The sequence below is a fragment of the Micrococcus sp. KRD070 genome, assembly GCF_017168435.1.
In the GTDB taxonomy this organism is placed as follows: Bacteria; Actinomycetota; Actinomycetes; order Actinomycetales; family Micrococcaceae; genus Micrococcus; species Micrococcus luteus.
On sequence record NZ_JABFNH010000012.1, the window covers coordinates 85,881 to 108,868 of the forward strand.

The window sequence follows — 22,988 nt, forward strand, 5'->3', positions numbered from 1 at the left end:
GACCCACCCCCGCGCCGAGCGCGTCCGCGCCGTCGCCGCCCTGGCCGGCCGGCCCGCGCGACGCCGGACCGGCACGTTCCTGGTGGAGGGCCCGCAGGCGTGCCGCGAGGCGCTGCGCGCGCACCTGGGGGAGGGGCCGGCGGGCGCGGCGCGGCAGTGGCCGGCCGGTCGCGTCCTCACCCAGGTCTACGTCTCCGCCGGGCTCGCCGACCGGGACTCGGAGCTGGCGGCCCTCGTGGAGCGGGTGGCCGCCGACGGGCCCGACGGCGGCGAGCGGGTGTTCGTGCGGGAGGCCTCGGACGAGGTCCTGACGGCCATGGCGGACGCGGTGACGGGCCAGGGCGTCGTGGCCGTGGCCCGCGTCCCGGATCAGCCCGCCCTGGAGGACGCGTTCGACGGTGCGGCGCTGGCGGCCGTGCTGTGCCGCGTGCAGGACCCGGGCAACGCGGGGACGGTGCTGCGCGCGGCGGACGCCGCGGGCGCGGACGCGGTGGTGCTCACCGCCGGATCGGTGGACCCGTTCAATCCGAAGGTGGTTCGCTCCACCGCCGGGTCCCTGTTCCACCTGCCCGTGCTCGCGGGGGTGCAGGCGGAGGACGTGGCGGTGGCTGCCCGGGCGGCGGGTCTACAGGTGTGGGCCGCCGACGGCCACGGGTCCGATCGACTGGACGCCCTGTCCCCGGCGTCGCTGGGGGCGCGCACCGCCTGGCTGTTCGGCAATGAGGCCCAGGGCCTGGACGAGGCGGAGCTGGCCCTGGCGGAGCGCCGGGTGGCCGTGCCCCTCTACGGCGCCGCGGAGTCCCTGAACGTGGGCACGGCGGCCACGGTGTGCCTCTACGCCTCGGCGATGGCCTCGCCGACCACGCGGGACTGAACGCACACGCCAGAAGGGGCGGGGATCCGTGAGGATCCCCGCCCCTTCTGGGGTCGACCCGGCGGGTGCCGGGTCAGCCGATGTCAGCTCAGACGCGGGTGCCGCGGCGGCTGGTGATGGCCTGCCAGATGAAGGCCACGATGACGCCGCCGATCACAGACCAGATGAGCGTCTGCCAGCTGAACGCGTCGCCGAGCCCTTCCCCGCCGAGCAGGGTGGAGATCCAGCCACCGAGAACGGCACCCAGGAGGCCCGTGATGAGGGCACCCAGCCAGCCGGAGCCCTGTCGCCCCGGAAGAATCAGGCGAGCGATGGCACCGGCGATGAGGCCGATAATGATCCAAGCGATGATGGTGAACATGCTGATGTTCCTTTCGAGTTGCGGATGATGACGTACGGAAAGGAGCTTAGCCAAGCCGATTCCACCTGTGCCACCTCTGACGGCCCGCTACCCCTCGATCGCGAGGTCAGCCGCCCGTGGACCGAGCGCGCCGCACGCGATTCACACGGTGGCGGCGGAGGGGCCGTCGTGCGGGACGGCGCCGACGGCGGGGGTGCGTCGGACCAGCAGGAGCGCGAGGACGAGGCCGCCGAGGGCAATGGCGGCACCGATGAGCGGCGGGGTCCTCAGGGAGGCTCCGGCGCCGATCGCGGCCGCGCCGACCCAGGCCCCCATGGCGTTGGCCATGTTCAGTGCGGAGTGGTTCAGGGAGCCCGCCAACTGCGGCGCGGTGGGGGCGGAGTCCACCAGCAGCACCTGCAGGGACGGGGCGATCCCGGAGCCGCTGACGGCCACCAGGAAGAGGAAGACCACCATCACGGGCGCCCACTGCGCGGTCAGGCCGACGCCCAGAAGGAAGACGGCGCTGAGTGCGAAGCTCAGACGCAGCGTGCGCACCGGGTCGCGGTCCGTGAGGGCGCCGCCGACGAGCGTGCCGACGACCATGCCCACCCCGTAGAGGGCCAGGACGGCGGGCACCCACCGCTCATCGAGGCCGGACACCGTGGTCAGCAGGGGGGCGATGTAGGTGTAGAGGGCGAACATGCCGGCGAAGCCGAGGACGCCGACGGCCACCGTGGCCCACAGGCGCCCGGACGCCAGGCCGCGCAGCTCGCGGCGCACGGACGCCCCCTCGGGCGCCGGGACCGGCGGCACGAGCCATGCGGTGGCGGCCACGCACAGGGCCGCGCACGTCGCCACGATGACGAACATCCAGCGCCAGCCCGCGCTCTGGCCCAGGGCGGTGGCGGCCGGGACGCCGAGCACGTTGGCCACCGACAGGCCCGCCATCACCCATGCGACGGCCTGGCCACGGCGGGCGGGCCCGGCCAGGTCCGCGGCGGCCAGGGCGGCCGCCGAGAAGTAGGCCCCGTGGGGCAGGCCGCAGATGAAGCGGGCGGCCATCATGGTGGCCGCGTCCGGGGCGAGGAAGGCGGCCACGTGGCCCGCGAGGAAGAGCAGCATCAGCACGATGCTGGTGAGTCGTCGGTCCACCCGGGCGAAGGCGGCCGCCAGCAGCGGGGCGCCGACGACCACGCCGAGGGCGTACATCGAGATGAGCACGCCGCCGGCCTCCAGCCCGATGCCCAGGTCCGCCACGGCCTGGGGGAGCAGCCCCATGATCGCGAACTCCGTGGTGCCGATCGCGAAGCTGCCCAGGGCCAGCGCGAGGATGGCCGGCAGCAGACGCACGCGGCGGCCGCCCAGCAGCGCGCCGGGGCCCGTCGGCGCGGTCGGTGGGATGGACGGGTCCGGGCGCGTCGGACGCGGGGCGCGGGGGGAACGGTCGTGGGCGGCACCGACCCAGCCTACGGACTCCGGTCTGCGGGGGCGGGGGCCTCGCTAGCCTGGGCTCATGACCTCCGCCACACCTGCTCGCCCCGTGCTCCCTGCCAGCCCGACGACGTCGCCCCGGGACGGTGCGCGACCGCGGCTGGTCGTGGGGCTCGCGCTGCTCGACGATGCGGCCGCGCCGACCCGCCTGCTGGCGGCCCGCCGCAGCGCGCCCGCCGCGCTGCGGGGACTCTGGGAGTTCCCCGGGGGCAAGGTCGAGCCGGGGGAGGGTGCCCAGGAGGCGCTGCTGCGGGAGTGTCGGGAGGAGCTCGGGGTCGCCGTGCGGCTCGGCCCCGAGGTGGCGGCGCCGGAGCCGGCCGGGTGGGAGCTGGCCAACGGCGCCCGGATGCGGGTGTTCTGGGGCGTCCTGGCGGAGGAGGGGGCGAGGCCCCGAGCCCTGCAGGACCACGATCTGCTGGCGTGGCTGCCGCTCGCCGGGCCGGGCGTGCGGCACCTGGACTGGATCCCGGCGGACCGGCCGATCGTGGCCGAGGTGCTCCGTGGCGCCGCCACGGCGTTCTCCGCGGGGCGCTGAGTCGACACGCGGCCGGCCGCGCCCCGCGGACCGGTCAGAACAGCGCGGGCTGCGCCGCCGGAGCGGAGGGCCGGGGTGCCGGGGTGCGCCGGGCCGTGGGACCGTCCTCGCGCCGGATGCCGTGGGCGCCGCCGCGGGCCAGGCCGTGCCGTGCGGCGGCCTCCCCGGCCACCCGGGTGAGCATGCGACGGTACGACTCGGGCGCGTAGGCGGACCGGGCGTACATCTGCTCGTAGCCGGCCAGCAGATCCGGGTGCTCACGGCGGATCCAGTCCAGGTACCACTCCTTCGCGCCCGGCCGCAGGTGCAGGGCGCCCGGCATGACGCGCGCGGCTCCGGCGTCCGCCAGCGCGCGCATGAGGGCGTCGATCTCGCGGTCCCCGTCCGTGAGCCACGGCAGCAGAGGCATGGCCATGACGGTGACGTCCGCACCCGCGGCGGCGAGCCGCTCGATCAGGCGCAGGCGTGCGGTCGGCGACGGCGTGCCCGGCTCGACCGCGGCGGCGATGGCGGGATCGAGCATCGCCAGGGACAGCGAGACCTGCACGGGCACCTGACGCGAGGCCGCCTGCAGCAGGGGCACATCCCGCGCGAGCAGGGTCCCCTTGGTCAGCACGGAGAACGGGGTGCCGGAATCCGCCAGGGCGCGGATGATCCCGGGCATCAGCGCGTAGCGGCCCTCGGCCCGCTGGTACGGGTCCGTGTTGGTCCCCAACGCCACCGCCTCGCGGCCCCACGTGGGCCGGGCGAGCTCGGCGCGCAGCACCTCGGCGACGTTGACCTTCACGACGATCTGCCGGTCGAAGTCGGCTCCGGCATCGAGCTCGAGGAAGGTGTGGGTGCTGCGGGCGTAGCAGTACCGGCAGGCGTGGGTGCAGCCGCGGTACGGGTTCACGGTCCAGCGGAACGGCATTGCCGAGGCGGACGGCACCGAGTTCAGTGCGGTCTTGGCGACCACCTCATGGAAGGTGACGCCCGCGAACTCCGGGGTGGTGACACTCCGCTGCAGGTCCGAGAGCGGCAGCAGGGCGGCGGAGCCGGCCGGTGTGCCGGCCGTCGCCCGCTGGGCTCCGCCCTCGGACCGCAGGGTCTGCGCTTCCCATCGCATGGCCAGAAGTAGAACACATGTTCGAATCGACCCGCAAGCGTGTTCGAGTCCGGGCGTGGCGCGGGCGCCCAGACGCGCCTACCGTGGTCGCCATGACCTCCCCTGCACCCGCCCCGGTAACCCGCGTCCTGCTCACGGGCTTCGAGCCCTTCGGCGGGGATGTCCACAACCCGTCGACCGCCGCCGCACGGGACGCCGTGGGCATCCTGGCGGACCGGGGTGTGACGGCCGAGGCGGTCGAGCTGCCGTGCGCGTTCGGCGCGGCCGGGTCTGCCCTGACCGCGGCCCTCGACCGGGTCCGGCCGGAGGTGGCGATCGCCGTCGGGCTGGCCGGCGGCACGGCGGCCGTCCGGGTCGAGCGGGTGGCCGTGAACCTGCAGGACGCCCGGATCCCGGACAACGCGGGGGACCAGCCCGTGGACCGGCCCGTGCGCGCCGACGGGCCCGCGGCCCTGTTCGCCACCCTGCCCGCCAAGCGTGCCGTCGCCGCGATCCGGGCGGCCGGCGTCGCCGCGGAGCCGTCCCTGTCCGCGGGCGCGTTCGTGTGCAACCACGTCATGTACGCCCTCCTCGACGCCCCCGGCACCGCCCGGGCCGCCGGCTTCCTCCACGTGCCGTGGGACGCCGAGCACCGCCCGACGCCGGACACCCCGGCGCTGCCCGCGGCCGACCTGGCGCGCGCGGTGGCCGAGGCCGCCCTGACGGCGCTGGCCGGCGGCCCCGACCTCGACGTCCCCGGCGGCACCCTGCACTGACCTCCCCGGGCCCCGGGTCCGCGTCGGCGCGACCGCCCGTGCCCGTCAGCGGCGCGGCCGCAGGCCGCGGACCACGGGCCGCTCGACGTAGCCGCCCAGGGCCAGGCCCGCGCGTCGTTCGAAGACGTTGCGCGACGCCGGGTCCCCGGTCCGCCACGTCGACCACGCCGCCGCGAGCGCGTACGCCGGCAGGAACGGCAGACCCAGCAGGAGGGCGTACTGGTCCGCATGGCCGGCCTCGTGCCGCCACAGCGCGGGCGTCATGCGCAGGCCGGGGCGGGTGAACACGACGTCGCCGACCGTGAACGCGGCCCCGCCCGGGAACCGGTGCGTCCAGCCGCGGGCCTCGATCAGTCCGTGCGGCCCGGGCCGCAGCGCGCAGCCGGCGACGACGGCGCCCACCAGCCCCAGTGGCGTCGCCAGGTTCAGCAGGTTCCACAGCCCGCGCGCCCGCACGCGCGCCGGAGGCGACGACCGGGAGGGGGCGGCGGTCATGGCTGTGCCGCGGGATCGGCCTCACCGGCGGGGGACCCGGACGCGGGGACGTCGAAGTAGAGCGGGGCATGGGCGGCGCAGCCCGGGTTGAACGGCGCCCCGCAGGCCGGGCACGCGGGATCGGCGGCGGCCTCGAGGGCGAGGTAGGCGGTCACGCTCAGCTCGGTGCGGCACACCCCGCACAGCACGTGCGGCCGGTCGAAGTCGCCGGCCGGCACCGGCACGGCCGGGTGGTCGGCGAGCTCCGCGTGGCAGCGGTGGCAGGACCAGTACGCGGGGCAGCAGGCGAAGCGCAGGGCGACGACGTCCCGCGCCGTGGCGTAATGGGCGCAGCGGGTCTGCGCGTCCAGGCCCACGCCCCGCAGCAGCGGGTCGGTGCCGTCGAGGGAGTCCGGGGCGGTCATGCGCCTCAGCCTAGGCCGAGCGCGCCCGGGGCGGACACTAGACTGACGGGCGTCCCACCGTCCCCCATGCGAAGGTCGTTGCCCTGATGACACCCAGCCCCGAGACCGGCGCGGAACCCACCGCGCCCGTGGCGGAGATCTCCCCCGTGGACGCGGAGGCGGTGGAGGCCGCCGTGCAGGCCGCGCTCGCCGCGTACGAGGCCGCGGCGGACCTCGATGAGCTCAAGGCCGCCCGCCTGGCCCACACCGGCGACCGGGCCCCCCTGACTCTCGCGAACAAGGCGATCGGCGCCCTGCCCAAGGAGCGCAAGGCGGAGGCCGGCAAGCTCATGGGCGCCGCACGCGGCCGCCTGGGCAAGGCCCTGGCCGCCCGCACCGAGGTGCTCGAGGCGGAGCAGGCCGCGCGGATCCTGCGCGAGGAGACGGTGGACGTGACCACCGCGGTCCGTCGCCGCCGCGTCGGCGCCCGTCACCCGCTCTCGCTGACGATGGACCGTGTCTCGGAGATCTTCGTCGGCATGGGCTGGGAGATCGCGGAGGGCCCCGAGCTCGAGTCCGAGTGGTTCAACTTCGACTCCCTCAACTTCGCGCCGGACCATCCGGCCCGCGAGATGCAGGACACCTTCTTCGTGGCCCCGGCCGAGGCCCACCTGCTGCTGCGCACCCACACCTCCCCGGTGCAGATGCGCTCCCTGCTCGAGCGGGGCGCCCCCACCTACGTGCTGTGCCCGGGCCGCACCTTCCGCACGGACGAGCTGGACGCCACGCACACCCCGGTGTTCCACCAGTTCGAGGGCCTGGCCGTGGACAAGGGACTGACCATGGCCCACCTGCGCGGCACCCTCGAGTACTTCGCCCGCCAGATGTTCGGGGCCGAGGCGGCCATCCGCCTGCGCCCGAACTTCTTTCCGTTCACCGAGCCCAGCGCCGAGCTGGACATCTGGCACCCCGGCGCCAAGGGCGGGCCCCGCTGGATCGAGTGGGGCGGCTGCGGCATGGTGCACCCGAATGTGCTGCGCGCCGCGGGCCTGGACCCGGAGGAGTACTCCGGGTTCGCGTTCGGCATGGGCGTGGAGCGCACGCTCATGTTCCGCAACGAGGTCCCGGACATGCACGACATGATCGAGGGCGACGTCCGCTTCTCCCAGCACTTCGGAATGGAGGTCTGATCCATGCGCATCCCCCTGGACTGGCTGCGGGAGTTCGTCCCCGTGCCCGCGGAGCACCGTGCCGAGGACGTGATGGCCGACCTCGTCCGCGTCGGCCTCGAGGAGGAGGACGTCCACCGTCCGGCCGCCGAGCTGCAGGGCCCGATCGTCGTCGGGCAGGTGCTCTCCAAGCAGCCCGAGCCGCAGAAGAACGGCAAGACCATCAACTGGTGCTCCGTGCGGGTGGTTCCCGAGGGCGCCGCCCAGCCGCTCACCGGCGAGGGCATCGAGCCCTCCGGCGTGCAGGGCATCGTGTGCGGCGCCCACAACTTCGAGGTCGGGGACAAGGTCGTCGTGACCCTGCCCGGCGCGGTGCTGCCCGGCGACTTCCGCATCAGCCCCCGCAAGACCTACGGGCACGTCTCGGCCGGGATGATCGCCTCCAGCACGGAGCTGGGCATGGGCGACGACGGCACGGACGGGATCATCGTGCTCGGCGACCTCGGGCTCGACCCCGAGCCGGGCACCGACGCCCGGGACGTCCTGGACCTGCACGGCGAGGCCGCCGAGATCAACGTGACGCCCGACCGCGGCTACGCGTTCTCGATGCGCGGCGTCGCGCGCGAGTACGCGCACGCCACCGGCGTGCCCTTCACGGACCCGGCCGCCGCCGTCCACCCGCCCGCGGCCGACGACGCCGGCCCGGCCGTCCGCATCGACGACGACGCGCCGATCCACGGCGAGCCCGGGGCCACCCGCTTCGTGGCCCGCACGGTCTCCGGCGTGGACGCGACCCGCCCGACCCCGCCGTGGCTGGCCGCGCGCCTGCGCCTGGCCGGCATCCGCACCATCTCCCTGCCGGTGGACATCTCCAACTACGTCATGTGGGAGCTGGGCCAGCCCCTGCACTTCTACGACGCGGACACGCTCTCCGGCGAGATCGTGGTGCGCCGCGCGCGGGCCGGAGAGACTCTGACCACCCTCGACGGCAAGGAGCGCGAGCTCGACGCGGAGGACCTGCTCATCACGGACGACTCCGGCCCCATCGGCCTGGCGGGCGTCATGGGCGGGGCCGCCACCGAGGTCACGGACGCCACCACCACGATCGTGGTCGAGTCCGCGAACTTCGACCCCGTGTCGATCGCGCGTACGCGGCGCCGGCACCGCCTGCCCTCGGAGGCGTCGAAGCGCAACGAGCGCGGCGTCGACTGGGAGATCGCCGACGAGGCGGCCGAGCGGGCCGTCCAGATGCTCGTCGAGCTCGCCGGCGGCACCGCCGAGCCCGGGGTCACCGACGTCGGGACGCGGCCGCAGCCGGCCGTCGTCGAGATGGCCGCCGACTTCCCCTCCGCCCTGGTGGGCGTGGCGTACACGACCGACGAGGTCGTGGTGACGCTGCGGGCCCTGGGGGCCGAGGTGACCGTCGCCGAGGCCGCCGCCGACGTCGCCCCGCGGCTGACCGTGACCGCGCCGTCGTGGCGCACGGACCTGCGCATCCCCGAGGACCTCGCCGAGGAGGTCGCGCGCCTGCGCGGCTACGACGCGATCCCCTCCGTGGTGCCCGTGGCCCCGCCGGGCCGCGGCTTCACCCGCCGCCAGGCCCAGCGTCGCCGCGTGTCGGCGGCGCTCGCGGCCGCGGGACTCACCGAGGTGCTGGCCTACCCGTTCGTCTCCGAGGAGCAGAACCGGCGTTTCGGGGCGGACTCGGACGCGCAGGGCCAGGCCCTGGCGATGGTGGCCCTGGCCAATCCGATCGCCTCCCAGTACCGGTACCTGCGCCTGTCGCTGCTGCCGGGCCTCGTCGAGACCGCGCGCCGCAACCTCGGACGCGGCTTCCGCGATCTGGCGCTGTACGAGATGGGGCTGGTCTTCCTGCCCGGCGCGCAGCTGGGCTCGGCGACGATCCCCCCGCGCGCGGTCCACCCCTCCGCCGAGGTCCTCGCCGACCTCGAGGCCGGCATCCCCGCTCAGCCGTGGCACGTGGCCGGTCTGTACGCCGGGCACGACTCGGCGCCCGGGCCGGACCACGACCCCCGCCCGGTGGACTGGCAGGACGCGATCGCCGGGGCCCTCGACGTGGCCGACGTCCTCGGCGTCGAGCTGACCGTCCGGCAGGGCCGGCACCACGCGTTCCACCCGGGCCGGGTGGCCGAGCTCGTCGTCGTGACCGAGCACGGGGACCGGGTGGTGGGCGTCGCCGGCGAGCTGCACCCGCAGTGGCTCGAGGCCGAGGACCTGCCCGCCCGCACGAGCGTGTGGGAGCTGGACCTGGACGCGCTGTGCGCCGCGGCCCCCGAGATCGTGGTCGCCGCACCGCTGTCCACGTTCCCCGTGAGCACGCAGGACGTGGCGCTCGTGGTGGACGAGGCCGTCGTGGCCGGGGACGTGCGCGCGACCCTCGCCGAGGGTGCCGGGGAGCTGCTCGAGGCCGTCGAGCTGTTCGACGTCTACCGGGGCGCGGGCGTGCCGGAGGGGCGGAAGTCCCTCGCGTTCTCCCTGCGCTTCCGCGCCCCTGACCGCACGCTCACCGCGGAGGAGGTCTCCGAGGCCCGCGCCGCGGCCACCGCGCTCGCGGCGCAGCGGCACGGGGCGGTCCAGCGCTGACCGTGTCCGTCGCGACCGGCCCGTGGGGCCTGACCTCGGCCGTCCCCGCCTCGGCGGGGGCGGCCGACGCCGTCTCCGCGCTGCTCGGTCAGGTGCGCACCGCCCTGACGGCGGCCTGGGGCGTGCCGGTGGGGCCGCTCGGGCTCCGGCACGCCTGCCCGCGCTGCGGCTCGGCCGCGCACGGCGTCCCCGCGCTGACCGGCCTGCCCCCCGGCCGGGTCGCCCTCGTCTCGTTCACGCGCGTCCGGATGCCCGGCACTGAGGACCGGGCTCGGATCGGGGCGTGGTGGGCGCCGGCACGGCCCGCCGACGGGCTCGGCCTCGGGGTGGACGTCGAGCGGGCGGACGCCGCGGCCTTCGCGGACGAGGACGGCCTGGGCGGGGTGGGCTTCTCGACGGCGGAGCGCGCCCGGGTGCGGGAGCTTCCCGCCCCCGAGAGGCCCGCCGCGCGGGCCCGGCTGTGGACGCGGAAGGAGGCGCTCGTGAAGGCCGCCGGCACCGGCTTCACGGGCGACCCCGCCGCCGTCGACGCACTGACCGTGCCGGCCGACGTCGTGCTGGTGGACCTCACCGACCGGCTGCCGGGCGGTCTCCTCGGGGCGCTGGCGCTGCGGGGCCGCTGAGTCGACCGCGCGGGCGCCTCAGCCCGGGAACGGCGGCAGCTCGGGCCGCAGCGTCCACGCGTCGAAGAGCTCGTCCACCTGCGCTCGGCTCACCCCGGCGTGCGGGGCCCACGCGTGCACGTGCGTGCGCAGCCCCAGGGAGTCGACGGTGCCGAACCGGTGCTCCCGCACCCAGGCGCGCAGCATGGAGCCGAAGAGGTCCGTGCCCAGCAGGTGCCGCAGCGCCTCCACGGTGAGCGCGCCGCGCTTGTACACCCAGTCCTCGAACATCTCCTCCGGCCCGGGCTCGGCCAGCGCCTGCTCCACCGGGTGCGCGGCCAGCTTCTGCCAGGCCCGCCGCGCCATCGAGGTGATGCTGGACCGCCCCGAGGCCTCGGCCCACAGCCACTCGGACCAGCAGGCGAAGCCCTCGTGCAGCCACAGGTCGGACCAGCGGCCCAGGGTCACGGCGTTGCCGAACCACTGGTGGGACATCTCGTGGGCGATCAGCCGCTCGGACTCCCACGAGCCGTCCAGGTGGTTGGTGCCGAACAGCGACATGCTCGCGGCCTCGAGCGGGATCTCGAGCTCCTCGTCGGCCACGACCGCGGTGTAGTCCTCGAATGGGTATGGCCCGTAGGCGTCGATGAACGTGGCCATCATGGCCGGCTGGGGGGCAAGGGCCCGGAGGGCCCGCTGCTCGGTCCGCGGGGAGACCACGAGGCGCAGCGGCGGCAGGCCCTCGGCGGGAGGGGCGGCGTCCACGAGCCGGTAGCGGCCGATCTGCACGCTGAGCAGGTAGGCGGGCACGGGCTGGTCGAGCCGCCACCGCCACGTGACCCGCGAGCCGCGCGTGCGCACGGGCGCGCCCACGCCGTTGGCGACGGGCAGGTAGCCCGCGTCGCAGGTGAGGGTGATCTCCGCCGTCGAGCGGGAGGTGGGGGAGTCCACGCACGGCAGCCACGTGGAGGCGCCGTGGGGCTGCCCGGCCACGAGCACGCCGTCCGTGAGCTCCTCCCAGCCGATCGTGCCCCACGGGCTGCGCCGCAGCGTGGGCGTGCCCGCGTAGACCACGGTCAGCTCCACGAGCGTGCCCTCCGGCCGGCTCTCGTCCAGGTCGACGACGAGGCGGCTCGGGGCGCGGCCCGGCTGGGTGAACGAGGAGGCGACGGCGCGGCCGTCGACGACGGCGTCCACCCGGGACACGCGCAGCCGGTACAGGTCCAGCTCGATGCGGCGGCTCTGCTTCGTCAGGCGCACGCGCAGGACGGCGGTGCCGGAGACCCGGTTCGCGGCCAGGCGCACGTCGAGGTCCAGTGCGATGTGCTCGACGGTGGCGGCGTCGGTGCCGACGCCCGGGACGTAGGGATCGGTGCTCATGCTTCCTCTCGGGAGGGGGTGGCCGCGGCGGCGGGGTCGCCGTCGGGACGACGCCACGGGGAGACCGGGTTGCCGAGCCACCACGTGCCGGCGGGCAGCTCCTCGCCGCGCATCACGAGGGACCCGGCGCCGACGGTGGTGCCGCGGCCCAGGCGAGCGGCCGGCAGCACCACGGAGTGGGGGCCGAGGGTGGCGCCGTCCTCCAGGACGACGGCGTCCAGGGACATCACGCGGTCGTGGAACAGGTGGGTCTGGACGACGCAGCCGCGGTTCACGGTGGCGCCGTCGCCGAGCTCCACGAGGTCGGCCTCGGGCAGCCAGTAGGACTCGACCCAGGCGCCGTGGCCGATGCGGGCGCCCATCGCGCGCAGGAACCAGACCAGGGCGGGGGTGCCGGCCGCGGCCCGGCTGAACCACGGGGCGGCGAGGAACTCGGTGAAGGTGTCCGCGACCTCGTTGCGCCAGATGAACGAGGACCACAGCGGGTGCTCGCCCGCGCGGATCCGGCCGACGAAGGCCCGCTTGGCGAGCACGGTCAGGCCCGCCGCGACCGCGCCGGCCGCGAGCAGGACGACGCCGCCCAGGACGAAGGCCAGCACCCACGTGCCGACCGCGATGAGGGCGGCCAGCGTCGCGCCGACGGCGATGGACAGGGCCACGTGCAGCCACACCGGGATCGCGCGCAGCAGCTCCCAGGCGGTGCGGGCGGCCTTGAGCCGGGCCGGCGGGTCGTAGGTGAGGGAGGCGTCCGCGGTGACCTCGTTGCGGCGCAGGCGCACGGGCGGGGAGCCCATCCAGGAGGTGCCCGCCTTGGTCTTGGCCGGGGTGGTGGACAGCACCGCCACGAGCGAGTCGCGGCGCAGGGTGCGGCCGCCGGGCACCATGCCGGAGTTGCCCACGAACGAGCGCTTGCCGACCTTCGCGGGGGCCACGTGCATCCACCCGCCGTCGAGGGAGTAGGAGGAGACCATCGTGTCGTCGGCGAGGAACGCGCCGTCGCCCACGCGGGTCATGCTCGGCACGAGCACCACGGTGGAGGCCTCGACGCCGCGGCCCACCTCGGCGCCGAGCAGGCGCAGCCACGTCGGCGTGAAGCGGGAGGCGTAGATCGGGAAGAGCTGGTCGCGGGCGGCGTCGAGGACGCGCTCGGTGGCCCACACCTGCCAGCCGACCCGGGAGCGCACGGGGTGGTGCCCCTCCGTGATGCCGAGCGCGAGCAGGCGCACCGTGACGAGCACGAGCAGCATCTGGGTCAGGAACCACACGCCGGCCACCAGGGGGCTCGCGGCCAGCAGGCGCGCCGCGGTGGTCCCGACGGCGGCCAGCGGTCCCGCCTCCGGGGCCGGCGGCCACCAGGTCAGCGACCACGCGGCCACCGCGGCCGCCGCGGCGGCGGAGACGAGCGGCAGGAGGGAGATGAGGGTCGAGAGGACGGTCGCCATCAGGCGCCAGCCCGGGGTCTCCCGCGGCGCCTCGGCGGGGCCGCGGGACTTCACCTTGCCCACCTTGACGGCGGGGGAGCCGGCGTGGCGCTGGCCGCCGCGCACCCGCCCGGCGACGGTGGACCCGGCCTCGACGTGCGCCCCGGCGCCGACCCGGGCGCCCGGCAGGAGCGTGGAGCGGGCGCCCACGACGGCGTCCGCGCCGATGCGCACCTCGCCGAGCCGGACGACGTCGCCGTCGACCCAGTAGCCGGACAGGTCCACCTCGGGCTCGATCGCGGCGCCCTCCTCGACCGTGAGCATGCCGGTGACCGGTGGCACGGTGTGCATGTCCACGTCCTTGCCGATCCGGTTGCCCAGCAGCCGCGCGTAGGCGGGCACCCACGTGGCGCCGGCCAGCGAGTAGGGGTCCACGAGGTCGCTGATCTGCTGGGCGAGCCACAGGCGCAGGTGGACGCGGCCGCCGCGTGGGTAGGACCCGGGGCTCACCCCGCGCAGCAGCAGCCGGGCCGTCGCGGCGGTGAGCAGCATGCGGCCGGGTACGGTCACCACCAGCAGGCCGGCCACGATCAGCACCCACCACGGCACGGTGGGCAGCCCGGGCGCGAGCCCGGAGAGCGTCAGCAGGTTCAGGGCCAGGCCGGTCCACACGCCCAGGCGCAGGGCGGGCAGGACGAACACGGGCAGCCCCACGAGGGTCTGGACCCACTGGGTGCGGTGGCGGGTGCGGTCGACGTGCCGGTCGTGCACCTCGATGCCGTGGGGGCCGTGCTCGCCCACGACGGCGGCCACGAGGGCCCCGGCGGTGGGGTTGCGGTAGACGTCCTGGACGGTCACGGCCGGGTGGCGCAGGCGCAGGCGGGCCACGAGCTGGGCCGCGGCGAGCGAGCCGCCGCCGGCCTCGAAGAAGTCGGTGTCGGCGTCCTTGGGGGGCGCGCCGAGCACGTCCGCCCACTGGCGCAGCACCCAGCCGTCGGCGGTGTCCTCGTCCGGCGGGGGCGCGTCCTCGTCCACCTCGGCGCCGGGCAGGGGCCACGGCAGCGCGTGGCGGTCCACCTTGCCGGAGGTCTTCGTGGGCAGGGAGTCCACGACGGCCAGCCGGGGCACGAGGGCGGCCGGCAGCTCCGTCGCGAGGTGCTCGCGGGCCATGTGCAGGTCGAGCCCGGCGTCGGGGTCCGCGGGCACGAGATAGCCGACGAGGATCTGGTGGCCCGCCGGGGTGGTCTGCACGGCCGCGGCGCCGCCGTGGACGCCGGGCAGGGCCTGGAGGGCCGCGTCCACCTCGCCGAGCTCGATGCGCCGGCCGCCGAGCTTCACCTGGTCGTCGGCGCGGCCGACGAACAGCAGGCCCTCCGGCTCGAAGACCACGAGGTCGCCGGAGCGGTAGGCGCGCTCCCAGCCGAGGGAGGGCATGGGGGCGTACTTCTCGGCGTCCTTGGCCGGGTCGAGGTAGCGGGCCAGGCCGACGCCGCCGATGATCAGCTCGCCCGTCTCGCCCTCGGCCACGGGCAGCGTGGTCTGCGGATCGACGACGGCCAGGTCCCAGCCGTCCAGGGGCAGGCCGATGCGGACCGGGTCGAGACCGGTGAGCGGGGCCGCGCACGCGACGACGGTGGCTTCCGTGGGGCCGTAGGTGTTCCAGACCTCGCGGCCGTCCTCCGCCAGGCGCGCGGCGAGGTCGGGCGGGCAGGCCTCGCCGCCGAAGATCAGCAGCCGGACGTTGTCCATGGCCTCGGTGGGCCACATCGCGGCGAGGGTCGGCACGGTGGACACGGCGGTGATGCGCCGCTCGGCGAGCCACGGGCCGAGGTCCATGCCGGAGCGCACGAGCGAGCGGGGGGCCGGGACCAGGCATGCACCGTGTCGCCAGGCGAGCCACATCTCCTCGCACGAGGCGTCGAACGCGACGGACAGTCCCGCCAGCACGCGGTCGCCCGGGGCGAGCGGATCGTCCGCCAGGAAGATCCGCGCCTCGGCGTCCACGAAGGCCGCGGCCGAGCGGTGGCTCACCGCCACGCCCTTGGGGGTGCCCGTCGAGCCCGAGGTGAAGATGATCCACGCGTCGTCCTCGAGCCCGGGGGCGCGGGCCTCGGCGGCCGGGTCCACGGTGTGCTCGGGGTGCGGGGCGTAGACCCGCTCGTCGGTGAGGACGCCGGCCACCTTCGCCTCGCCGAACACGAGACGGGCGCGCTCCTCCGGATCGTCCGCGTCCACGGGGACGTAGGCCGCGCCGGCGGCGAGCACGCCGAGGATCGAGACGTACAGCGCGGCCGTGCCCGAGGCGATCCGCACGCCGACCCGGTCTCCCGCCCGCACGCCGGCGGCCCACAGGTGGCGGGCGGTCTCGTCGACGCGCTCCCGCAGCTCCGCGTACGTCAGCGGCTCGACGCCGTCGTCCAGGGCGGTCGCGTCCGGGTGCTCGCGCGCCGTGGCGTCGAAGAGCTCGACGAGCGTCCGGGCGGGCGGGGTGCGCTCGGAGCCGGGCAGCTGCGGCCGATGCGGCGCGCCCGCGGGGTCGATGGGGACGGAGGGCGGGGTGGGCGCGGCGGACGAAAGGGACACAGGGGCCTCCGGGGGTGTGAGCGGCAAACCGAGGGTCGGACGCGGACCAGGCCGCAGCGGGACATTCTATGCCCCGCCCGCGGCCGCGCGGGGCGCCCGGAAGGCACCGGGCGGGTCCGGTTCAGGAGAGGGTGAGCAGTACCTTGCCCGTCGTCGACCGGGACTCGAGGGCGGCGTGCGCGGCGGCCGCGTCCGCGAGCGGGAAGCGCTCGCCGATCCGTACGTCGAGCTCGCCGGAGGCCCACGCCCCGAACACCTCTCCACCACGCCAGCGGGTCTCCTCGCCCGTGCGCGTGTAGTGCACCAGCGAGGGCCGGGTGACGTACAGCGCGCCGGCCGCGTTGAGCCGCTGCAGGTCGAAGGGGGGCACCTGCCCGGAGGCCCCGCCGAAGAGCACGAGCGTGCCGCGCACGCGCAGCACCTCGAGCGAGGTGTCGAAGGTGTCCTTCCCCACGCCGTCGAACACGGCGTGCGCGCCCTCGCCGTCGGTCAGCTCGGCCACCGTGGCGGCGAGGTCCGGGTAGTCCACCGCGGCGACGGCGCCCGCGCCCCGGGACAGCTCCCGCTTCTCCTCCGTGGACGCCGTGGTGACCACGCGGGCGCCGCGGGCCGTCGCGAGCTGGGTGAGCAGGAGCCCCACGCCGCCGGCACCGGCCGTCACGACCACCGTGTGGCCCTCCTCCACCGGGAAGGTGGACCGGCAGAGGTAGTGGGCCGTCATGCCCTGCAGCGGAAGGGCGGCGGCCTCGGCCAGGTCGATGCCCTCCGGGACGGCGAGGAGACGATCCGCGGGGGCGGTGAAGTGCTCGGCGTACGCACCGGTGGCCGTCGCGGTGGCGACACGGGCCCCCAGGAGCGCGGCGTCCACGCCCTCGCCGAGCGCGACGACCTCGCCGGAGCCCTCCGTGCCGGGGGTGAAGGGCAGGTCCATCGCGTAGACCCCGGAGCGCTGGTACGTCTCGATGAAGTTCAGGCCCGCCGCGGCGGTCCGCACCAGCACGTGCCCCGGTGCGGGGGAGGGCACCTCCGTCTCGGTCCACTGCAGGACCTCGGGGCCGCCCGTGGCGGACACGACGACGGCGTGGTGGGTGCGGGGGACGGCGGGGGTGTTCGCAGTGGTCATGGCCCCACTCTAGGAGCGGGCCCGGACATCCGGCCCGTCCCGGGGGACCCGAGTCAACGCATAGATATTCCGTGCAACGCATATCTACGCTAGGATGGGGCCATGACCCACACCGTCGCCGTCTCCGGAGCCAGCGGCTACGCCGGGGGAGAGGCCCTGCGCCTGCTCGCCGGCCACCCGTCCGTCACCGTCGGAGCCATCACGGCCCACTCGAACGCGGGGGAGCGCCTCGGCGCCCTCCAGCCGCACCTGCACGCCCTGGCGGACCGCGTCCTCGCCGAGACCACCGCGGACGTCCTCGCCGGTCACGACGTCGTGATCCTCGCGCTGCCCCACGGGGCCTCCGGGGCGCTCGCGGCCGAGATCGCCGAGCGCTCCCCGGACACCCTGGTGATCGACGCGGGCGCCGACCACCGCCTCGAGTCCGCCGCGGACTGGGAGGCCTTCTACGGCACCGCGCACGCCGGGACCTGGCCCTACGGCCTGCCCGAGCTGCCCGGTCAGCGCGAGCGACTCGCCGGCACCCGCCGCATCGCCGTCCCCGGGTGCTACCCGACCACCTCGATCCTCGCCCTCGCGCCCGGCTTCGCCGCGGGGCTGCTCGAGCCGCAGGACGTGGTGATCGTCGCCGCCTCGGGCACCTCCGGGGCGGGCAAGGCGCTCAAGCCGCACCTGCTCGGCGCCGAGGTCATGGGCGGGATGCGCCCGTACGGCGTCGGCGGCGGGCACCGGCACACCCCGGAGATCGAGCAGGGTCTGGCCCAGGCGGCCGGCGAGCCGGTCCGCGTCTCCTTCACGCCCACGCTCGCGCCGATGTCGCGCGGCATCCTCGCGACGGCCACGGCGCGGCTGCGCCCCGGCGTCGCCGCCGCGGACGTGCGCGCCGCATGGGCCGCGGCCTACGGCGGCGAACGCTTCGTGCACCTGCTCCCCGAGGGGCAGTGGCCCACCACGAAGGCGGTCCTCGGCTCCAACCACGTGCAGCTGCAGCTCGCCGTGGACGAGCGGGCCGGCCGCGTGATCGTCTGCGCGGCGCTCGACAACCTCACCAAGGGCACGGCCGGCGGCGCCGTGCAGTCCATGAACATCGCCCTGGGCCTGCCGGAGCAGGCGGGGCTCGAGCAGCAGGGGGTCGCGCCGTGAGCGTCACCGCAGCACAGGGGTTCCGGGCGGCCGGCGTCACCGCGGGGCTGAAGGCCTCGGGCACGCCCGACGTCGCCGTCGTCGTCAACGAGGGCCCGCGCGACGCGGCCGCCGCCGTCCTCACCGAGAACCGGGTGGCGGCCGCCCCCGTGGTCTGGACCCGCCGCGCCGTGCAGGACGGCCGCGCCACCGCGGTCGTCCTGAACTCCGGCGGGGCCAACGCGGCCACCGGCGCCGAGGGCCTCGAGGACGCCCGTCGCACCGCCGAGCACGCGGCCGCGGCCCTCGGGACCGCCGCCGACGACGTGCTCGTCTGCTCGACCGGCCTCATCGGCGAACGCCTGCCGATGGACACCCTCACCGCGGGCGTGTCCGAGGCGGTCGCCGCCCTGAGCCCGGCCGGCGGCGAGGACGCCGCCGTCGCGATCAAGACCACGGACACCGTGGCCAAGACCGCCGTGGCCCGCGGCGAGGGCTTCACCGTGGGCGGCATGGCCAAGGGCGCGGGCATGCTGGCACCCGGCATGGCCACCATGCTCAGCGTCATCACCACGGACGCCGACGTCCCCGCCCCCGCCCTCGACGCGGCCCTGCGCGAGGCCGTGCGCGCCACCTTCAACCGGGTCGACTCGGACGGGTGCATGTCCACCAACGACACCGTGATCCTGCTGGCCTCGGGCGCGTCCGGGACCGCGCCCGATCCCGCGGCGTTCGCCGCGGCCCTCCACGAGGTCTGCGCGGACCTGTCCCGCCAGCTCGTCGCCGACGCCGAGGGCGCCCGGCACGACATCGCCGTGCGCGTGGTCCACGCCGAGACCGAGGAGGCGGCCGAGGCCGTCGCGCGCGCCGTCGGCCGCTCCAACCTGTTCAAGACCGCGATCTTCGGCCAGGACCCGAACTGGGGACGCGTGATCGCCGCCGTCGGCACGGTCCCGGAGTCGGTCGCCGCCTTCGACCCGTACGCCCTCGACGTGCGCTTCAACGGCGTCCAGGTGTGCCGCGCCTCCGGCGTGGGAGAGGACCGCTCCCGTGTGGACCTGACGGCCCGCGAGGTGCTCGTCGAGGTCGACCTGCACGCCGGCGACGCCGAGGCCACGGTCTGGACCAACGACCTGACGCACGACTACGTCCACGAGAACTCCGCCTACTCCACGTGAGGACCCCCAGCATGAGCCCGCACACCGACCCGGCCACGGCGGCCACACCCGTCCTGTCCACCGCGGACCGGCTCGACCGCGCCGAGTCCAAGGCGGAGGTCCTCATCGAGGCCCTGCCCTGGATCCGGCGGTTCGCCGGAACCGTCATGGTCGTCAAGTACGGCGGCAACGCCATGGTCTCGGAGGAGCTGCGCCGGGCGTTCGCCGAGGACATCGTGTTCCTGCACCACGTGGGGGTCCACCCCGTGGTGGTGCACGGCGGCGGCCCGCAGATCAACGCGATGCTCGACCGCCTCGGCATCGCGTCCGAGTTCCGCGGCGGCCTGCGCGTGACCACCGAGGAGGCCATGGACGTGGTCCGCATGGTGCTCACGGGACAGGTGGGCCGCGAGCTGGTCGGCCTCGTGAACTCCCACGGCCCGTACGCCGTCGGCTTCTCCGGCGAGGACGCGGGGCTGCTGCGCGCCCGCCGCACGGGCGCCGTCGTGGACGGGCAGGAGGTGGACCTCGGCCTCGTGGGCGAGGTCACCGGCGTCGACCCGACCGCGATCCTCGACGTGATCGAGTCCGGGCGGATCCCCGTGGTCTCGTCGGTCGCCCCCGAGATCGACGACGACGGCCAGCCCACCAGGCAGGTCCTCAACGTCAATGCGGACACCGCCGCCGCGGCCCTGGCCGCCGCCCTCGGCGCCGCGAAGCTCGTGCTGCTCACCGACGTCGAGGGCCTCTACGCCGACTGGCCGGACCGGGACTCCCTCATCAGCTCGCTCACCGCCGCCCAGCTGCGTGCACTGCTGCCCTCCCTGGCCTCCGGGATGATCCCGAAGATGGCCGCGTGCCTGGCGGCCGTGGACGCCGGCGTGCAGCGCGCCCACGTCGTGGACGGCCGCCGCCCCCACTCGATGCTGCTGGAAGTCTTCACCTCCGCGGGCGTCGGCACCCAGGTGGTGCCCGACGCCGAACCCACCGCCCCGACCACCCCCGAGGAGGACGCATGAGCACCGACCAGTCCGCGCTGCTGGAGCGCTACCACGCCGCCCTGACCGGCGTCTTCGGCCGCCCCACCCGCGTGCTCGTGCGCGGCGAGGGGGTCCACGTGTGGGACGCCGACGGCCGGCGCTACACGGACCTGCTGGCCGGCATCGCCGTGAATGCGCTCGGCCACGGCCACCCGGCGCTGGTGCGGGCCGTGTCCGAGCAGATCGCCACGCTCGGCCACGTGTCCAACCTCTTCACCTCCGAGCCGCAGATCCGCCTGGCCGAGCGCCTGCTGGAACTGGCCGGCGTGCCCGCGGGCTCCACCGTGTTCTTCGCGAACTCCGGCACGGAGGCCAACGAGGCCGCGTTCAAGCTCGCCCGCCGCCACGGTGCGGACGACCCGTCCGGCCGCCGGACGCGGGTGATCGCGCTCGAGCGGGCCTTCCACGGCCGCACGATGGGCGCCCTCGCGCTCACGCACAAGGAGGCCTACCGGGCGCCCTTCGAGCCGCTGCCCGGCGGCGTGGAGCACGTGCCGGGCGGGGACGCCGCAGCCCTGCGGGCGGCCCTGGCCCCGGACGACGACGGCGCCACCGTCGCCGCCGTCATCCTCGAGCCGGTCCAGGGCGAGGCCGGCGTGCACGGCTGGCCGGCCGGCTACCTGGCCGAGGTGCGGGCCGCGACCCGCGAGGCCGGCGCCCTGATGATCCTCGACGAGGTGCAGTCCGGCGTGGGCCGCACCGGCACGTGGTTCGGCTTCCAGAACCCGGCCATCACCGGGGCGGCAGAGCCGGTGGTGCCCGACGCCTTCACCCTGGCGAAGGGACTGGGCGGCGGCGTGCCGATCGGGGCGCTCGTGTGCGTCGGCCCCGCCGTCTCCGGGCTGCTCACCGCCGGCCAGCACGGCACCACGTTCGGCGGCAACCCCCTGGCCACCGCCGCGGGCCTGGCCGTGCTCCAGACCGTCGAGGACGAGGGCCTGCTCGGCCACGTCCGCGCCGCGGGTGAGGCCGTGGCCGCCCTGCTGGAGGACCTGCACGAGGTGGCCGCGGTGCGCGGTCACGGCCTGTGGATCGGCGTCGATCTGGCCGACCCCGCGGGACCGGCCCCGGCCGGCGGGCTGGCCCCCGCCGTCGTCGCCGCCGGCCTCGAGGCGGGCTGGATCCTCAACGCCACCGGCCCCTCCACCCTGCGCCTGGCCCCGCCGCTCACCGTGCCCGTGGCCGAGCTCGAGCGCTTCGCCGCAGCCCTGCCCGGGCTCGTGACCGCCGCCCTGACCCCCGCCGAAGGAGACCGCCCATGACCCCCGCTGCCGCCGTCCGCCACTTCCTGGTGGACACGGACCTCGCCCCGGCCGAGCAGGCCGAGGTGCTCGACCTCGCCGCGCAGATGAAGGCCGACCGGTTCCGGCACCGCCCGCTGGCCGGGCCCCGGACCGGCATCGTGTTCTTCGACAAGACCTCCACGCGCACCCGCGTCTCGTTCGCCGCGGGCATCGCCGAGCTCGGCGGGACGCCGCTGATCGTGAACCCGGGGGAGTCGCAGCTGGGCCACAAGGAGTCCGTGGCGGACACGGCCCGCGTGCTGGAGCGGATGGTCGGCGTCATCGTCTGGCGCACGTTCGCCCAGGCCGGCCTCGAGGAGATGGCCGCCCATTCCTCGGTGCCCGTGGTCAACGCGCTCAGCGACGACTACCACCCCTGTCAGATCCTCGCCGACCTGCTGACGGTGCGCGAGCACCTCGGCGGCACGGCGGGCCGCACCCTGGCGTATCTGGGGGATGCGGCGAACAACATGGCCCACTCGTACCTGCTCGGCTGCGCGACGGCCGGCATGCACGTGCGGGTCGCCGGACCCGAGGGGCACCTGCCTGCCGAGGACGTCGTGGCCGCCGGCCGACAGCGGGCGGCGGAGACGGGCGGTTCCATCCTCGTCACGACGGACGCGGCCGAGGCCCTGGCGGGCGCGGACGTCGTCGTGACCGACACGTGGGTGTCCATGGGCCAGGAGGAGGAGAAGGAGGCCCGCCTGGCGCTGTTCCGCGACTACCAGGTGGACGCCGCCGCGATGGCGCGGGCGGCCGACGACGCGATCTTCCTGCACTGCCTGCCCGCGTACCGGGGCTACGAGGTCACGGCCGAGGTGATCGACGGGCCGCGGTCCGTGGTGTTCGACGAGGCCGAGAACCGCCTGCACGCGCAGAAGGCGCTCATCGCCTGGCTGCTGTATCGCTCCGGCCTGGCCGAGGAGCCGCGCTGATGGCCGCCCCCACGACGAAGATCGCCCGTCAGGCCGCGATCCGGGAGATCCTGGCCACCCGGGGCATCCGCTCCCAGGCCGAACTCTCGGACGCCCTGGGTGATCGCGGGCTGTCCGTCACCCAGGGCACGCTCTCGCGGGACCTGGTGGACCTCGGCGCGGTGCGGACGCGCGGGCCGGCCGGCATGGTCTACGCCCTGCCGGCGGAGGGCGACGACGGCGCCGTGCCGGGCCGCGGTTCGGACGCGCAGCTGAACCGGCTGGCGAGCATGGCCCGCGAGCTGCTCGTCTCCGCCGAGCCCACGGCGAACCTCGTGGTCCTGCGCACGCCCCCGGGTGCGGCGCAGTTCCTGGCCAGCGTGATCGACCAGGCGCGCGTGGAGCACGTGATGGGCACGATCGCCGGCGACGACACCATCCTCCTCATCACCACGGGGACCACGTCCGCCCCGGCCGTCGCGGCCCACCTGCTGGGTCTGGCGGGCTAACCGACCCGTCCGGCCCCGCCCGCGCGGGTGACGGGCACCAGGCACGAGGAAGGCCCCCGCCGACGGCGGGGGCCTTCCTCGTGTGGTACCGGTCCGG

The 22,988-nt window shown here is 75.7% G+C and carries 20 protein-coding genes; 12 read left to right on the forward strand and 8 right to left on the reverse strand.

Annotated features, from left to right (window positions below; genetic code table 11):
* The coding region (locus tag J1M38_RS04320) for an RNA methyltransferase (protein ID WP_206501180.1) at window positions 1–874 on the forward strand (874 nt) is incomplete at its 5' end.
* A gap of 88 nt (window positions 875–962) precedes the next feature.
* Here J1M38_RS04320 and J1M38_RS04325 read toward each other — a convergent pair.
* A complete protein-coding gene (locus J1M38_RS04325; protein ID WP_036315639.1) occupies window positions 963–1,235 on the reverse strand; it encodes a GlsB/YeaQ/YmgE family stress response membrane protein in 273 nt (90 codons plus the stop codon).
* Between the two features lie 141 nt (window positions 1,236–1,376).
* The gene (locus tag J1M38_RS04330) at window positions 1,377–2,567 is read right to left on the reverse strand and encodes an MFS transporter (RefSeq protein WP_309226103.1); all 1,191 of its coding nucleotides are present in this window, start codon (window positions 2,565–2,567) and stop codon (window positions 1,377–1,379) included.
* 163 nt (window positions 2,568–2,730) lie between these two features.
* Here J1M38_RS04330 and J1M38_RS04335 point away from each other — a divergent pair, with 163 nt between their 5' ends.
* The gene (locus J1M38_RS04335) at window positions 2,731–3,243 is read left to right on the forward strand and encodes a (deoxy)nucleoside triphosphate pyrophosphohydrolase (RefSeq protein WP_041104197.1); all 513 of its coding nucleotides are present in this window, start codon (window positions 2,731–2,733) and stop codon (window positions 3,241–3,243) included.
* 34 nt (window positions 3,244–3,277) lie between these two features.
* Here J1M38_RS04335 and J1M38_RS04340 read toward each other — a convergent pair whose 3' ends face one another.
* Window positions 3,278–4,351, reverse strand: a complete 1,074-nt coding sequence (locus J1M38_RS04340) for an Rv2578c family radical SAM protein (RefSeq protein WP_041104195.1) — start codon at window positions 4,349–4,351, stop codon at window positions 3,278–3,280.
* A gap of 92 nt (window positions 4,352–4,443) precedes the next feature.
* Between J1M38_RS04340 and J1M38_RS04345 the strand changes: the two genes are divergently transcribed.
* On the forward strand, window positions 4,444–5,106 hold the full coding sequence (locus J1M38_RS04345) for a hypothetical protein (RefSeq protein WP_044659793.1): 663 nt from the start codon (window positions 4,444–4,446) through the stop codon (window positions 5,104–5,106).
* A 45-nt stretch (window positions 5,107–5,151) separates the two neighbouring features.
* Here the strand turns inward: J1M38_RS04345 and J1M38_RS04350 are convergent, their stop codons facing one another.
* Complete coding sequence (locus tag J1M38_RS04350) at window positions 5,152–5,601, reverse strand: hypothetical protein (RefSeq protein WP_036383186.1); 450 nt, start codon at window positions 5,599–5,601, stop codon at window positions 5,152–5,154.
* A complete protein-coding gene (locus J1M38_RS04355) occupies window positions 5,598–6,005 on the reverse strand; it encodes a CHY zinc finger protein (protein WP_044659790.1) in 408 nt (135 codons plus the stop codon). The genes J1M38_RS04350 and J1M38_RS04355 overlap by 4 nt, the downstream gene beginning before the upstream one ends.
* Window positions 6,006–6,091: 86 nt before the next feature.
* On the opposite strand from J1M38_RS04355, the gene pheS reads away from it, so the two are divergent.
* From pheS to J1M38_RS04370, 3 genes are read left to right on the forward strand one after another with little or no spacing between them, the layout of a single operon-like run.
* Window positions 6,092–7,174 carry a phenylalanine--tRNA ligase subunit alpha gene (pheS, locus tag J1M38_RS04360; protein WP_012750956.1) on the forward strand — a complete coding sequence of 361 codons (1,083 nt, stop codon included), beginning with the start codon at window positions 6,092–6,094 and terminating at the stop codon, window positions 7,172–7,174.
* Window positions 7,175–7,177: 3 nt separating this feature from the next.
* Window positions 7,178–9,757 (forward strand): phenylalanine--tRNA ligase subunit beta, encoded by a 2,580-nt coding sequence (gene pheT, locus J1M38_RS04365; RefSeq protein WP_044659791.1) that lies wholly within the window; start codon window positions 7,178–7,180, stop codon window positions 9,755–9,757.
* 2 nt (window positions 9,758–9,759) lie between these two features.
* Window positions 9,760–10,380 (forward strand): 4'-phosphopantetheinyl transferase superfamily protein, encoded by a 621-nt coding sequence (locus J1M38_RS04370; protein ID WP_036337488.1) that lies wholly within the window; start codon window positions 9,760–9,762, stop codon window positions 10,378–10,380.
* 18 nt (window positions 10,381–10,398) lie between these two features.
* Here J1M38_RS04370 and J1M38_RS04375 read toward each other — a convergent pair whose 3' ends face one another.
* The 3 genes from J1M38_RS04375 to J1M38_RS04385 form a co-directional block, all read right to left on the reverse strand.
* On the reverse strand, window positions 10,399–11,739 hold the full coding sequence (locus J1M38_RS04375; protein ID WP_036337490.1) for a M1 family metallopeptidase: 1,341 nt from the start codon (window positions 11,737–11,739) through the stop codon (window positions 10,399–10,401).
* The gene (locus tag J1M38_RS04380) at window positions 11,736–15,743 is read right to left on the reverse strand and encodes a Pls/PosA family non-ribosomal peptide synthetase (RefSeq protein WP_206501181.1); all 4,008 of its coding nucleotides are present in this window, start codon (window positions 15,741–15,743) and stop codon (window positions 11,736–11,738) included. The genes J1M38_RS04375 and J1M38_RS04380 overlap by 4 nt, the downstream gene beginning before the upstream one ends.
* Before the next feature lie 121 nt (window positions 15,744–15,864).
* A complete protein-coding gene (locus J1M38_RS04385; protein WP_036337495.1) occupies window positions 15,865–16,866 on the reverse strand; it encodes a quinone oxidoreductase in 1,002 nt (333 codons plus the stop codon).
* Between the two features lie 102 nt (window positions 16,867–16,968).
* Between J1M38_RS04385 and argC the strand changes: the two genes are divergently transcribed.
* Genes argC through argR form a run of 6 tightly spaced genes read left to right on the forward strand, consistent with a single transcriptional unit; the run spans window position 16,969 to window position 22,891 of the window.
* Window positions 16,969–18,009 (forward strand): N-acetyl-gamma-glutamyl-phosphate reductase, encoded by a 1,041-nt coding sequence (gene argC, locus J1M38_RS04390; RefSeq protein ID WP_095694725.1) that lies wholly within the window; start codon window positions 16,969–16,971, stop codon window positions 18,007–18,009.
* Window positions 18,006–19,166, forward strand: a complete 1,161-nt coding sequence (argJ, locus tag J1M38_RS04395) for a bifunctional glutamate N-acetyltransferase/amino-acid acetyltransferase ArgJ (RefSeq protein ID WP_163721287.1) — start codon at window positions 18,006–18,008, stop codon at window positions 19,164–19,166. Before argC ends, argJ begins: the two co-directional genes overlap by 4 nt.
* Window positions 19,167–19,177: 11 nt before the next feature.
* Window positions 19,178–20,164, forward strand: a complete 987-nt coding sequence (argB, locus tag J1M38_RS04400; protein WP_225941358.1) for an acetylglutamate kinase — start codon at window positions 19,178–19,180, stop codon at window positions 20,162–20,164.
* A complete protein-coding gene (locus tag J1M38_RS04405; RefSeq protein WP_206481819.1) occupies window positions 20,161–21,447 on the forward strand; it encodes an acetylornithine transaminase in 1,287 nt (428 codons plus the stop codon). Before argB ends, J1M38_RS04405 begins: the two co-directional genes overlap by 4 nt.
* A complete protein-coding gene (gene argF / locus J1M38_RS04410) occupies window positions 21,444–22,403 on the forward strand; it encodes an ornithine carbamoyltransferase (protein WP_206481822.1) in 960 nt (319 codons plus the stop codon). Before J1M38_RS04405 ends, argF begins: the two co-directional genes overlap by 4 nt.
* On the forward strand, window positions 22,403–22,891 hold the full coding sequence (gene argR / locus J1M38_RS04415; RefSeq protein WP_049147960.1) for an arginine repressor: 489 nt from the start codon (window positions 22,403–22,405) through the stop codon (window positions 22,889–22,891). The genes argF and argR overlap by 1 nt, the downstream gene beginning before the upstream one ends.
* Window positions 22,892–22,988 lie beyond the last annotated feature (97 nt).

Coding starts and splice junctions, on each gene's coding strand:
- pheT (WP_044659791.1), top strand. CDS start 7,178: ATGCGCATCCCCCTGGACTGGCTGCGGGAGTTCGTCCCCGTGCCCGCG.
- J1M38_RS04345 (WP_044659793.1), top strand. CDS start 4,444: ATGACCTCCCCTGCACCCGCCCCGGTAACCCGCGTCCTGCTCACGGGC.
- J1M38_RS04340 (WP_041104195.1), bottom strand. CDS start 4,351: ATGCGATGGGAAGCGCAGACCCTGCGGTCCGAGGGCGGAGCCCAGCGG.
- J1M38_RS04350 (WP_036383186.1), bottom strand. CDS start 5,601: ATGACCGCCGCCCCCTCCCGGTCGTCGCCTCCGGCGCGCGTGCGGGCG.
- J1M38_RS04355 (WP_044659790.1), bottom strand. CDS start 6,005: ATGACCGCCCCGGACTCCCTCGACGGCACCGACCCGCTGCTGCGGGGC.
- J1M38_RS04405 (WP_206481819.1), top strand. CDS start 20,161: ATGAGCACCGACCAGTCCGCGCTGCTGGAGCGCTACCACGCCGCCCTG.
- argC (WP_095694725.1), top strand. CDS start 16,969: ATGACCCACACCGTCGCCGTCTCCGGAGCCAGCGGCTACGCCGGGGGA.
- J1M38_RS04335 (WP_041104197.1), top strand. CDS start 2,731: ATGACCTCCGCCACACCTGCTCGCCCCGTGCTCCCTGCCAGCCCGACG.
- pheS (WP_012750956.1), top strand. CDS start 6,092: ATGACACCCAGCCCCGAGACCGGCGCGGAACCCACCGCGCCCGTGGCG.
- J1M38_RS04375 (WP_036337490.1), bottom strand. CDS start 11,739: ATGAGCACCGATCCCTACGTCCCGGGCGTCGGCACCGACGCCGCCACC.
- argR (WP_049147960.1), top strand. CDS start 22,403: ATGGCCGCCCCCACGACGAAGATCGCCCGTCAGGCCGCGATCCGGGAG.
- argB (WP_225941358.1), top strand. CDS start 19,178: ATGAGCCCGCACACCGACCCGGCCACGGCGGCCACACCCGTCCTGTCC.
- argF (WP_206481822.1), top strand. CDS start 21,444: ATGACCCCCGCTGCCGCCGTCCGCCACTTCCTGGTGGACACGGACCTC.
- J1M38_RS04325 (WP_036315639.1), bottom strand. CDS start 1,235: ATGTTCACCATCATCGCTTGGATCATTATCGGCCTCATCGCCGGTGCC.
- J1M38_RS04385 (WP_036337495.1), bottom strand. CDS start 16,866: ATGACCACTGCGAACACCCCCGCCGTCCCCCGCACCCACCACGCCGTC.